At 71.1% G+C, this 12,054-nt stretch carries 13 protein-coding genes; 6 read left to right on the top strand and 7 right to left on the bottom strand.

Annotated features, from left to right (window positions below; translation table 11 throughout):
* The 3 genes from ACTIR_RS0116045 to ACTIR_RS0116035 form a co-directional block, all read left to right on the top strand.
* Positions 1–612 (top strand): HhH-GPD family protein (locus ACTIR_RS0116045; protein ID WP_026455045.1); only part of this gene is annotated, 612 nt, incomplete at its 5' end.
* Between the two features lie 113 nt (positions 613–725).
* Complete coding sequence (locus ACTIR_RS0116040; RefSeq protein WP_034240505.1) at positions 726–1,154, top strand: helix-turn-helix domain-containing protein; 429 nt, start codon at positions 726–728, stop codon at positions 1,152–1,154.
* Between the two features lie 64 nt (positions 1,155–1,218).
* Entirely contained in the window at positions 1,219–1,797 is a 579-nt protein-coding gene (locus tag ACTIR_RS0116035; RefSeq protein ID WP_026455043.1) for a PIN domain-containing protein, read from the top strand.
* On the opposite strand, the gene ACTIR_RS0116030 is transcribed toward ACTIR_RS0116035, so the two are convergent.
* Positions 1,776–2,594, bottom strand: coding sequence for an alpha/beta fold hydrolase (locus ACTIR_RS0116030; RefSeq protein WP_026455042.1), 819 nt, complete (start codon positions 2,592–2,594; stop codon positions 1,776–1,778). The two genes, ACTIR_RS0116035 and ACTIR_RS0116030, sit on opposite strands and share 22 nt — an antisense overlap.
* On the opposite strand from ACTIR_RS0116030, the gene ACTIR_RS0116025 reads away from it, so the two are divergent.
* From ACTIR_RS0116025 to ACTIR_RS0116015, 3 genes are all read left to right on the top strand, one after another.
* Positions 2,593–4,050, top strand: coding sequence for a M1 family metallopeptidase (locus tag ACTIR_RS0116025; protein ID WP_052583912.1), 1,458 nt, complete (start codon positions 2,593–2,595; stop codon positions 4,048–4,050). The two genes, ACTIR_RS0116030 and ACTIR_RS0116025, sit on opposite strands and share 2 nt — an antisense overlap.
* 113 nt (positions 4,051–4,163) lie before the next feature.
* The gene (locus ACTIR_RS0116020) at positions 4,164–4,478 is read left to right on the top strand and encodes an antibiotic biosynthesis monooxygenase family protein (RefSeq protein ID WP_026455040.1); all 315 of its coding nucleotides are present in this window, start codon (positions 4,164–4,166) and stop codon (positions 4,476–4,478) included.
* Positions 4,475–5,341, top strand: a complete 867-nt coding sequence (locus tag ACTIR_RS0116015; RefSeq protein WP_034240464.1) for an SIR2 family NAD-dependent protein deacylase — start codon at positions 4,475–4,477, stop codon at positions 5,339–5,341. Before ACTIR_RS0116020 ends, ACTIR_RS0116015 begins: the two co-directional genes overlap by 4 nt.
* A 95-nt stretch (positions 5,342–5,436) precedes the next feature.
* Here the strand turns inward: ACTIR_RS0116015 and ACTIR_RS0116010 are convergent, their stop codons facing one another.
* The 6 genes from ACTIR_RS0116010 to ACTIR_RS0115980 all read right to left on the bottom strand — a co-directional run.
* Positions 5,437–6,465 carry an endonuclease/exonuclease/phosphatase family protein gene (locus ACTIR_RS0116010; RefSeq protein ID WP_084789559.1) on the bottom strand — a complete coding sequence of 343 codons (1,029 nt, stop codon included), beginning with the start codon at positions 6,463–6,465 and terminating at the stop codon, positions 5,437–5,439.
* 148 nt (positions 6,466–6,613) lie between these two features.
* Entirely contained in the window at positions 6,614–9,166 is a 2,553-nt protein-coding gene (locus ACTIR_RS0116005) for an ATP-dependent Clp protease ATP-binding subunit (protein ID WP_026455037.1), read from the bottom strand.
* Between the two features lie 498 nt (positions 9,167–9,664).
* Positions 9,665–10,015, bottom strand: coding sequence for a histone-like nucleoid-structuring protein Lsr2 (locus tag ACTIR_RS0116000; RefSeq protein ID WP_007023123.1), 351 nt, complete (start codon positions 10,013–10,015; stop codon positions 9,665–9,667).
* A gap of 416 nt (positions 10,016–10,431) precedes the next feature.
* Entirely contained in the window at positions 10,432–11,241 is an 810-nt protein-coding gene (locus ACTIR_RS0115990) for a type III pantothenate kinase (protein ID WP_026455035.1), read from the bottom strand.
* Positions 11,242–11,721: an aspartate 1-decarboxylase gene (gene panD, locus ACTIR_RS0115985; protein WP_007023125.1), complete on the bottom strand. Its 480-nt coding sequence runs from the start codon at positions 11,719–11,721 to the stop codon at positions 11,242–11,244. It lies immediately after the preceding gene.
* 11 nt (positions 11,722–11,732) lie between these two features.
* On the bottom strand, positions 11,733–12,054 hold a 322-nt coding region (locus ACTIR_RS0115980; RefSeq protein WP_199285634.1), incomplete at its 5' end, for a pantoate--beta-alanine ligase.

The following is a 12,054-nucleotide window of genomic DNA, read 5'->3' as shown; positions in this document are numbered from 1 at the left end:
GAGGCGGCCGGGGTGCTGGCCGCCGAGCACGGCGACGCGGTGCCCGCCGACGTGGACACCCTGCTCGCGCTGCCCGGGATCGGCACCTACACCGCCCGCGCGGTGGCCGCCTTCGCCCACGGCAGACGTGCGCCGGTGGTGGACACCAACGTCCGCCGGGTGGTGGCCAGGGCCGTCCACGGCGCGGGGGACACCGGGCCACCGTCGAACACCCGCGACCTCGCCGACGTCGAGGCGCTGCTGCCGGAGGACGACGCCCGCGCGGCACGGTTCTCCGCCGCGCTCATGGAACTGGGCGCGGTGGTGTGCACGGCGCGCAACCCGCGCTGCGCGGACTGCCCGCTCGTGGACGCCTGCGCCTGGCACCGGGCGGGTAAACCCGCCTACACCGGCCCCACCCGCCCGACCCAGCGCTACAGCGGCACCGACCGGCAGGTGCGCGGGCTGCTGCTGGACGTCCTGCGGGGCACGGACGGGCCGGTGGACAAGGCCACGCTGGACCTCGCCTGGCCGAAGGCGGGCCAGCGCGAGGAGTGCCTCGACTCGCTGCTCACCGACGGCCTGGTCGAGCAGACCCCGGACGGCCATTTCGCCCTCCCGGGCGAACAGTGAGAGATCGCCACGTCCCCGTCCCGCGGAGAACACAACGACCTTGCAGATACATCTGAAATCATTACACTGATATCTGTAAGCGACTTCTGTCGAACCCGGGAAGGGCGATGGTCATGTCAGCCACGCTGGGCGAGCGTGACGTGCTGGTGACGGACGAGCGTCAACAGCAGGCCGAGCAGGTGGCCCGGGCGCTCCCGCACGAGCAGCAGCGGTTCACCGTGATCGCGGCCGACGGCGAACCGATCGAGCTCCCCGGTGAGTTGTCCGCGGTCCTGAGCCGGATCCTGCACGGGATGGCACAGGGACACACGATCACCATCGGCACAATGCCGGAGGAGCTGACAACCACCGCTGCGGCGAAGCTGGTGGGGGTGTCCCGTCCCACCCTGATGAAGATGATCAAGGACGGCGAGGTCCCCGCGCACAAGGTCGGCACCCACACGCGGCTCCGCACTTCCGATGTGCGGCGCCTGCAGCGGGAACGGCAGCAACGTCGGCGCCGGGCCTTCGACGAACTCCGCGCCCTCGAAGACGACGGCTGACGTTACGGGAACCACCGGGGTGGCCCCGGGCCCGCACGGCCACCGAGCGTTCTAGCCTGTGCCGATGACGCTCCGGGTTCTCGTCGACGCGAACGTGTTGTTCTCCAGGACCCTGCGCGACTGGCTGGCGTTGATCTACCTGTCTCCCCGGGGACAGCTGTACACCGTGCACTGGACGGAGGACATCCTCGCCGAAGTCCTCTACCGGCTCCGGCGGAGACATCCCGACTGGAACGGGCAGAAGACGAACGCGATCAGAAGGCGGATCGCCGAAACCTTCGAGGGTGGACGTGTTGAGGACTTCGTCGTGGACGGTTCGTTCCAGGGTTCTGATCCTGACGACCGGCACGTCCACGCGGCCGCCCTGGCCTGCGCTGCGGATATCGTTCTGACCGGCGACGACGGCTTCGTCGGCGAAGGCGTGGACGCGGACCTGCTGCCGTACGAGGTGCTCTCCCCGGACGCCTTCTTCGTCCTCGCGGACGACAGCGCACCGGAAATCGTCGCGGAGGTGACCCGGGACCAGACCCGGTACTGGTACGGGAGACACGGCCGGGCGCCGCTGGCACAACAGCTCGAAGCGGCGGGCTGCCCCGAGTTCGCACGACGGGTGCAGAAGCATCAGAGCAACCTGTCGCTCTGACCGGCGTCCACCTCCCCTGGCCCGAGGCCGGACAGGAAGGCCTCGACCGCGCCGCGGTACTCGTCCGGGGCGTCGTCGTGGACCACGTGGGCGGCGTCGGGGACGACGACGTGCCGCCCGCCCGGGACCCGGGCGGCGAGTTCGGCCTGCTGACCCGGTGGCATGGCCGAGTCCCCCGCCTCGATCACCAGCACCGGGCACCGCACCGCGTCGACGTACGGACGGAAGTCGCGCCGGGTCCACTCCTCCGCGACGGCGTAGAGGTCGTCCGGGTCGGCGATCAGGTGGTAGCCGTCGTCGCGCCGTTCGACGCACTCGACGAAGTAGTCCCCCGCACGGCCGAAGAACTCGCGCACGTGCTCCGGGGACCGGAACGGCACCGGCCACGAGTCGAAGTGGCCGCGCCACGTCTCGACCGACAGCTCCCGCAGGTCGGGCGCCATGTCCTCGACCACGACGGCGCGCACCAGCTCCGGGCGGGTCGCGGCGGTCACCAGGGCGTGCAGCCCACCCATCGAGTGACCGACGAGGACGGCGGGCCCCTCCCCCAGCTGCGTGACCAGCCCGGCCACGTCGGCGGCGAAGTCCTCGGTGCGTCCGACCGGCAGGTTCCGGGCGTATCCGTGTCCCCGCGCGTCGAGCCCGACCACGTGCCCGTAGGGCCGCAGCCACCGCGCCACCGACCGCCAGGTGCGGGCCCGCCCCATCAGCGCGTGCAGCAGAACGATCGGGGGGCCGTGCCCGCCGAAGTCGACGACCCGGGATTCCGTCCCGGGTGCGGGATAGGGTCCGTTCATGGTCTCCCAGGCGTTCCGGGGCGGCCGGCACCCACGCACGGCCGGTGCCGTCGCGTTGTGCGGGCTCGTCTCCGTCCTCGTGTCCTGCACGGCCCCCGCACCCGATTCGGGTGACGGGGACACCACCGGCGCCGACGCGCCCGCCGGGGCCGCGCACGGGGCTCCCGGCATCGGCGACGACTACTATCCCACGGCGGGCAACGGGGGATACGACGCCCGGCACTACGCCGTGACGGTGCGCTACGACCCGGAGCAGGGCCACCTCGACGGGGACACGACCGTGACCGCCCGCGCCACCCGGGCCCTGGACCGGTTCAACCTCGACCTCCGGGGCTTCGAGGTCTCCTCGGTGGAGGTGGACGGCGAACCGGCCGAGCACCGCAGGGCGGACGAGGGCGAACTGGTCGTCACCCCGGCGCAGAGGCTGGGGGACGGCGACACGTTCGAGGCCCGGGTCCGCTACGCGGGTGAGCCCGTCCGGGGTGACTCGGAGGACTCCCTCGGCGAGGGGTGGTCCGGGACCCCCTCCGGCGGGGCGTTCGTGCTCGGGGAGCCACGGTCCGCGTCGTACTGGTACCCGGTCAACGAACATCCCCGGGACAAGGCCACCTTCGAGCTCACGGCCCGGGTGCCCGAGGACTGGACGGTGGTGTCGATCGGCCGCAAGGAGGGCGAGCGCACCGACGACGGCTGGACGACGACCACCTGGAACGAGCCCGACCCGGTCGCCAGCTACCTCACCGTGTTCGCCGTCGACCGGTTCACCGTCGAGCGCGGCGAACTACCGGACGGCACCCCGGTGCGCAACGCCTTCGCGCCGGGCACCGAGGACGCCCGGGAGGTCGCCGGGCGGGTCGACGACGTCGTCGCGTTCCTGGAGGAGCGGTTCGGCGACTACCCGGCGAGCACCGCGGGCGGCATCTACCTGAACGAGAACACCGGGTTCGCCCTGGAGACGCAGGGCACGCCGACCTACCCGCCGGAGCCGGACGTGGACCTGGTGGTCCACGAGATGGCGCACCAGTGGTACGGCAACTCGGTGTCGCTGCACTCCTGGGCCGACATCTGCCTCAACGAGTGCTTCGCCAGCTACGCGACCTGGCTGTGGGCCGAACACCGGCGGGGCGCCGACCTCGACGCGCACTACGCGGAACAGATCGAGCGGCTGCGCGGCAACGACGACTTCTGGTCCCGGCCGCTGTACGACATGGGCGCCGGCAACGAGTTCGGCGCCGTCTACGGCAAGGGCCCGTTGGCGGTGCACGCCCTGCGCAGGCAGGTCGGCGACACGGCGTTCGACCGGATGCTGCGGGAGTGGCCCGCCGAACACGCCGACGGCAACGCGCGCTGGCCCCAGTTCGAGGAGTTCGCCGAGCGGATCTCCGGGAAGGATCTGCGCGGATTCTTCGACGCCTGGTTCCGCGGCGCGCAGCAACCCGCGGACGAGTACCTCTGACGCCGCACGCCGCGGCACGGCGCCGGTCCGGGTACGGGTGTGCTTCCCACGCGGCCGCCTGCCGGGTGCGTCGCCGTGCGCGTCCGCCGGATCGAGCCGCTACGGTGGCCGGTATGGCAGTTGTGAAGATCAACGCGATCACGGTCCCCGAGGGCGCGGGGGAGGAGCTGGAGAAGCGGTTCGCCGCGCGGCTGCACGCCGTGGACGACCAGCCCGGCTTCCTCGGCTTCGAGCTGTTGCGCCCGGTCTCCGGCGACGACCGCTACTTCGTCTACACGAAGTGGGCCTCCGAGGAGGACTACCAGGCGTGGGCGCAGGGGCCCGCCCGCGAGGCCCACTCGGGTGAGCGGAGCAAGCCCGTGGCCAGTGGCGCCAGCCTGCTGGAGTTCGAGGTGGTGCAGAGCTCCGTCCCCGGCGAGCGGGAGTGAGCGGGGAGTCCGACGCCGCGGCCGGCTCCGGGGTGATCGACCCTGACCTCGCCGGGGACCTCGACCGCGCCGCGGAGTGGATCCGCGAGGCGGAGGCGCTGCTCGTGTGTGCGGGCGCAGGGATGGGGGTCGACTCCGGACTGCCGGACTTCCGCGGCGACGAGGGCTTCTGGCGGGCCTACCCGCCGTACGCCCGGCTCGGGCTGCGGTTCGTCGAACTGGCCGACCCGGCGCACTTCGCCGACGATCCCGAGCTGGCGTGGGGCTTCTACGGCCACCGGCTGGAGCTGTACCGGCGCACCGAACCGCACGACGGGTTCCGGCTGCTGCGCGAGTGGGGCGGCCGGCTGCCCGGCGGGGTGCGCGTGTTCACCTCGAACGTGGACGGTCAGTTCCAGCGCGCCGGGTTCGACGGGGTGGCCGAGGTGCACGGCTCGATCCACCACCTCCAGTGCCTCGCGCACTGCGGGGCGGGGATCTGGCCCGCCGACGACGTCGAGGTCGACGTCGACCCGGACACGATGCGGGCGCGACCGCCGTTGCCGTCCTGCCCGGAGTGCGGTTCCCCGGCGCGGCCGAACATCCTCATGTTCGGTGACGGTGACTGGCTGGCGGAGCGCAGCGAACCCCAGCTCCACGAGCTCTCCCGGTGGCGCCGACAGCACCCCGACCTCGTGGTGGTCGAGATCGGGGCGGGCACGGCCGTGCCGACGGTGCGCAGGCACGCCGAACTGGCCAGCGCGGCGGGTGGCACGCTGATCCGCATCAACCTCCGCGAACCGGAGATCCGACACGGCCGCGGCGTCTCCCTCCCCCTCCCCGCCCTCCACGCCCTCCGCGAGATCGACGCACGCCTGTCCTGACCCCGCGCGTCACCGGGTAACCGTGAAGGGCACTTTTCCTGCGTCACACGCAGCGAGGGGCACATTCACTGCGTCACACGCAGCGAATGTGCCCTTCACGGCACACCCGCGGTGGGGGTGGGCAGGCGGAGGTGGGCGAGGACGGCGCGGTGGTCGCTGCCGGGGATGTCGTGGGTGGAGTAGTGGTCGACGGTGGCGCGGGTGTCGACGAGGACGTGGTCCAGGGTGACGGGTGGGCCGAAGCGGTCGCGTGGCCAGGTGGGGACCAGCGCGCGGCCGCGTTGCTCGGCGGCGTCGACGTAGCCGGTGGCCACGAGGTCGCGGAACGCCGCGTGGTCGGCGGTCGCGTTGAAATCGCCCGCCAGGACGCGCACGGCGCCGTCCGGGTCCGCCTCCGGCAGGGCACCGAGTTCCGAGCGCCAGGTGCGCGCGTCCGTGACCGGGGGGACGGGGTGCACCGCCACCACCTCGACGGTGACGCCGTCGACCCGCATCCGGGCGCCGGGCTGCTCGAACGTCGACGGGCCCGCGAGGTCGGCCCCGGTCAGCGGGTACCGGGAGATCAGCGCGGAGCCCACCCCGCCCGCGCCGGGGCGGGAGATCCGGTGCGGGAGCAGCTCGGGCAGTCCGGCGTCGGTGAGTGCCCGCACCATGTCGGTCTCCAGCTCGGTCAGCACGAGCACGTCCACCCGGTGCTCGGCCACCAGGTCGACGACGCGCCGCGCCTCGGCCTCGCCGAAGTAGGTGTTGAACGCGAGCACGCGGAGTCCTGGCCCGTCGGCGGCGGGCCCGCCGTCGACCACGACCCTCGGCAGCAGCGGCACCGCGAGCGCCAGCGTCAACAGCGCCGATGCGACACCGATCAGCCGCTGCCGGCCCAGGAACGCCAGCACCGCCAGGACCACCCCGAACGGCACGGCGAACGGGGCGAGCGCGAGCGCGGCGGCGGTGTAGCGGTTGCCGTCGACGCCGAACACCCCGGAGACCACCAGCCGCAGCACCGCGAACACGAACAGCCCCGCCAGCGCCGCACCCAGGACGCTCAGCAGGATCCGGTTGCCGTCCCGCCCCGGCGTCGGCCCGGACATGCTGACGGTGTCCCCGGCGTCCTCGGTGGCGGTCACCCGTCCAGCTTTCCAGAGCCGCCGCGACCCCGCCGGAGCGGCCTGCGCCGTCCGCGCCGCCACACAGGCGAAGGCGCCCCCGGACCCGATCGGTCCGGGGGCGCCTTCGTTCGCGTCGGCTATGCGGTTGTGTCGGCGAGTGGGTCCGTCACTCGTTCTCGTTCTCGTTGCCGGACTCCTCGCCCGCGGCGGCGATGCTCACCGGGGGAGCGTCCGGGACGTCCATCGGCTTGGCCTCGCCACGGAAGACGAACCGGGCGTCCTCATCGCGCGAGTCGCCGATCTCCCAACCCTCGACGTCCACGATGATGATCTGCCCGGGCTGGACCTCGCCGAACAGGATCTTCTCCGAGAGCTGGTCCTCGACCTCGCGCTGGATGGTCCGGCGCAGCGGCCGGGCACCGAGCACCGGGTCGAACCCACGCTTGGCCAGCAGGGCCTTGGCCTTGTCGGTCAACTCCAGAGCCATGTCCCGGCCCTTCAGCTGCTCCTCGACCCGCGAGGTCATCAGGTCCACCATCTCGATGATCTGGTCCCGCGTGAGCTGGTGGAAGACGATGACGTCGTCGATCCGGTTGAGGAACTCCGGCCGGAAGTGCTTCTTCATCTCCTCGTTGACCTTCTGCTTCATCTTGTCGTAGCGCGTCTCCTCGTCGCTACCCGAGGTGAAGCCGAGGCTCACGGACTTGGAGATGTCCTGTGTGCCCAGGTTGGAGGTGAAGATCAGCACCGTGTTCTTGAAGTCCACCGTGCGGCCCTGGCCGTCGGTGAGCCGCCCGTCCTCCAACACCTGCAGCAGGGTGTTGTAGATCTCCTGGTGCGCCTTCTCGATCTCGTCGAACAGCACCACGGAGAACGGCTTGCGGCGCACCTTCTCGGTGAGCTGGCCGCCCTCCTCGTAGCCGACGTACCCCGGAGGGGCACCGAACAGCCGCGAGGCGGTGTAGCGGTCGTGGAACTCACCCATGTCGATCTGGATGAGCGCGTCGTCCTCACCGAACAGGAAGTTGGCCAGCGCCTTGGACAGCTCGGTCTTCCCGACACCGGAGGGGCCGGCGAAGATGAACGAACCGGACGGGCGCTTCGGGTCCTTCAGCCCGGCGCGGGTGCGGCGGATGGCCTGCGACACGGCCTTGACCGCGTCCTCCTGACCGATGATCCGCTTGTGCAGCTCGTCCTCCATGCGGAGCAGACGGGTGGTCTCCTCCTCGGTGAGCCGGAACACGGGGATCCCGGTCCAGTGGGCCAGGACCTCGGCGATCTGCTCGTCGTCGACCTCGGCGACGACGTCCAGGTCCCCGTCCTTCCACTGCTTCTCCCGCTCGGACTTCTGGCCGAGCAGCGTCTTCTCCTCGTCCCGCAGGCGGGCGGCACGCTCGAAGTCCTGCGCGTCGATGGCGGACTCCTTGTCCCGGCGCACGTCGGCGATCTTCTCGTCGAACTCGCGCAGGTCCGGCGGAGCCGTCATGCGGCGGATCCGCATCCGGGCGCCCGCCTCGTCGATCAGGTCGATCGCCTTGTCCGGCAGGTACCGGTCGTTGATGTAGCGGTCGGCCAGGGACGCGGCCGCGACCAGGGCGGAGTCGGTGATCGAGATGCGGTGGTGCGCCTCGTACCGGTCGCGCAGCCCCTTCAGGATCTCGATCGTGTGCTCCAGCGACGGCTCGCCGACCTGGATCGGCTGGAACCGGCGCTCCAGCGCGGCGTCCTTCTCGATGTACTTGCGGTACTCCTCGAGCGTGGTCGCGCCGATGGTCTGCAGCTCGCCGCGGGCCAGCATCGGCTTGAGGATGCTCGCCGCGTCGATCGCGCCCTCGGCGGCACCCGCGCCGACGAGCGTGTGCAGCTCGTCGATGAACAGGATGATGTCGCCGCGGGTCTTGATCTCCTTGAGGACCTTCTTCAACCGCTCCTCGAAGTCACCGCGGTAGCGCGAGCCCGCCACCAGCGACCCGAGGTCGAGGGTGTAGAGCTGCTTCTCCTTGAGCGTCTCCGGGACCTCGCCCTTGACGATGTTCTGCGCGAGTCCCTCGACGACGGCAGTCTTGCCGACACCGGGCTCACCGATCATCACCGGGTTGTTCTTGGTGCGCCGGGACAGCACCTGCATGACCCGCTCGATCTCGGAGTTCCGGCCGATCACCGGGTCGAGGTTGCCCTCCCGCGCGGCGGCGGTGAGGTTGCGCCCGAACTGGTCGAGCACCAGCGACGACGACGGGGTGCCCTCGCCACGGCCGGCCCCGGCCTCCGCGGGCTCCTTGCCCTGGTAGCCGGACAGCAGCTGCAGGACCTGCTGACGCACCCGGTTGAGGTCCGCGCCGAGTTTCACCAGCACCTGGGCGGCGACGCCCTCGCCCTCGCGGATGAGGCCGAGCAGGATGTGCTCGGTGCCGATGTAGTTGTGGCCGAGCTGGAGCGCCTCCCGCAGGGACAGCTCCAGTACCTTCTTGGCACGCGGCGTGAAGGGAATGTGCCCGCTGGGGGCCTGCTGGCCCTGGCCGATGATCTCCTCGACCTGCTGGCGGACACCCTCCAGCGCGATACCCAACGACTCGAGCGCCTTGGCGGCGACACCCTCACCCTCGTGGATCAAGCCCAGGAGGATGTGCTCGGTGCCGATGTAGTTGTGGTTGAGCATCCGGGCCTCTTCCTGGGCCAGGACAACCACCCGCCTCGCGCGGTCGGTGAACCTTTCGAACATTCCCACTCCCTCGACTGCTGCGCCGGCGGCCCGATCTCACCGGAGTCCGGCGACCCACCGGGGTGAGCCCGGCACCGTGAGACCACTGTAGTAGCCGGACGCACGTGTCGGCCTACCACTGGGGCGGGTCGGACCCGCCCGACCAAGGTCGCGCGCCTCTCGGGGACGGACAGTCAGTCGACTTCATTGCTGGCAGCTGACGTATCGGACAACGTGCGTGGGCCCGGGTGCATTCCACGGGGATCCGCTGTCCGCTCCCCGCGAACACGCCCCGGAGCCCCCTCGACGACCGGTCGGCACCCGCCCCGGGTCCCGGTCCGCGGCCACGACCGCCGCCGGTCGGTAAGGTAAGGCAATACTAACCCCGATCCCCACGGGGTCGGCCCGAACCGCCGCACGACCGCGCCCGGTGCGTCCCGGTACGCCCCGGGGCCGCGCCGCCACCGCACACGAAAGCGGCCCCCGGCGGGAACACCGGGGGCCGCGGGACGCACACGGTCAGTTGCGCCGGTGGTAGGCCTCCACGACCTCGGACGGGATCCGCCCCCGGTCCGACACCTCGTAACCGTTCTTGCGGGCCCACACCCGAATCGCCTGATTCTGCTCCCGGTCGGCGGCCACCGAGCGTGCGGGAGCCTTCGCGGAGCTCCGCGTCTGGGGCCGCTGCTTGCGCCCGCCCGCCCTGCGGGCGTGCTCGACGTACTGGGCGAGGGCGTCCCGCAATTCTTCCGCATTCTCCGTGGAGAGATCGATCTCGTAGCTGACGCCGTCCAGACCGAACTGAACCGTCTCCTCGGCCTCCGATCCGTCCAGATCGTCGACGAGTGAGACAAGGACCTTCTGCGCCATCTTTCCTCCTGCACTGAGCCGTCATAAGATCACGAGGTGCCCACGCCCGAGCCGAAAACCTCGACCGAGGATATTGTTACCCGCCGCGGCGGATTAACGCAAATCATCCCCCGGATTGTGTTGCGACGGCATATGCGACCCGACACATTCGTGCGGGGAGAACTCGCGGGGAATACGCACACCGGGCGCTCGTCCACGGGACCGTCACGTGATCTTGACGAAGTGTGCCACACCGTACCCGAGCGGGGTGAACCCGGCGGTGATGATCGGATCCGCACGGCCGCCCGGAACGGATACGGACCGGAGAGCACGGGCGGAGGCGGGCGCTACAACGCGCCCGGCACGGCGCCCCGGAACGGACACCGCGTACCGCCCCGGATCCGACCGCACCACGGCCCGCCGGGGGCGGTACTCACTCACCCACGGCCGGAACGCCGCCCGCGCACGGTGTTGCGCTCGAAAACGAGCCGGAGCCCCACCATGCTCAGGTGCGGCAGATGCCGGGTGACGGTTTCGGACTCGTTCACCACCAGTGGCGCCAGTCCCCCGGTCGCGATCACCTCGACCGGACCGGTACGAACCGGGTCCAACTCGGCCGTGATCCGGCGGACGAGTCCGTCGACCTGCCCCGCGAAGCCGTAGAGAATGCCGGACTGGAGACATTCCACCGTGTTCTTGCCGATGACCGAGCGCGGCGGCACCAGCTCGACCTTGCGTAACGCCGCCGCACGGGAGGCGAGGGCGTCGACCGAAATATCGATCCCGGGGGCGAAGGCCCCGCCCAGAAACTCACCTTTCGCCGAAATCGCGTCCACGGTGGTCGACGTGCCGAAATTCACCACCACGCACGCCGTACCGTAGAGGTGATGGGCGGCCAGCGTGTTGACGAGCCGGTCGCCGCCGACCTCCTTCGGATTGTCCACCAGTAACGGCACGCCGGTACGGACACCCGGCTCGATCACCACACGGGGAACATCGGGATAGTAGCGCTCGAACATCGTCCGCAGTTCCCGCAGCACCACGGGAACCGTGGACAGCGCACTGATCCCGGTGATCCGGTCGGCATCCGACCCCAGCAGACCGCGGATGGTCAACGCGAGCTCGTCCGAGGTCACGTGCGGATCGGTGCGCATCCGCCAGTCCCGCACCGGCCCGGCCTGCTCACCCTGCCCGGTGTGCAGGCCGAGCGCGATGTTCGAGTTCCCGACGTCGACGGTCAGCAGCACCTACCGCTCCGCGGACAACAACTCGTCACGATGCGCGTGCGGCGCGGGCTCCGCCGACCACGCCGCGCCGGCCGGGACGGCGCCACTGCTCAGCCCGGACCCCTCCGGGGCCCGTCCGGCGTCCGCACCGAGATCGGCGACCCGGTTGTCGCCGTCGACGAACACGACCCGCGGCTCGTAGGCGGCGGCCTCGGCGGAGTCCATCTGGCCGTAGGCGATGAGGATGACCAGATCACCCGGATGCACCAGGTGCGCGGCGGCGCCGTTGATGCCCAGCACACCGCTGTCGCGTTCACCGGGGATGACGTAGGTCTCCAGCCGGGCGCCGTTGGTGATGTCCACGATGTGCACCAGTTCGCCGGGCAGCAGGTCCGCGGCCTCCATCAGGGCCCGGTCCACCGTCACCGACCCCACGTAGTGCAGGTCGGCCTGGGTCACGGTCGCCCGGTGGATCTTCGATTTCAGCATGGTGCGATACATGACCGGCTCCTCTATACGCCGGCGTCCCCGCGGACGCCGGTCACGTCGGTGCTCTCGGCGCTCGCCCCGGCGGGATCGCCGACGGCGTGGTCAGGGGTGTCGTCACCGTCGTTCCCGTCGTCGTCGGGAACCTCGCCCAGCCGGACGGCGACGTTGTCGATCAGCCTGGTCCCGCCGATCCGGGCGGCGACCAGCAACCGGGCCTGCCCGTCGACCGGTGGGTCACCGAGCTCGGGCCCGCGCAGTTCCAGGTAGTCGAGCTCGACCCCGGGGCGGGCGGCGAGCGTGCGCCGCGCGGCGTCCAGCACCGCGTCGGCCCCTCCCGGACCGGCG

The sequence above is a fragment of the Saccharomonospora iraqiensis subsp. iraqiensis genome (genome assembly GCF_000430445.1).
In the GTDB taxonomy this organism is placed as follows: domain Bacteria; phylum Actinomycetota; class Actinomycetes; order Mycobacteriales; family Pseudonocardiaceae; genus Saccharomonospora; species Saccharomonospora iraqiensis.
Note: the sequence above shows the minus strand (reverse complement) of the source record. Positions and strands in the feature narration are given on the sequence as shown.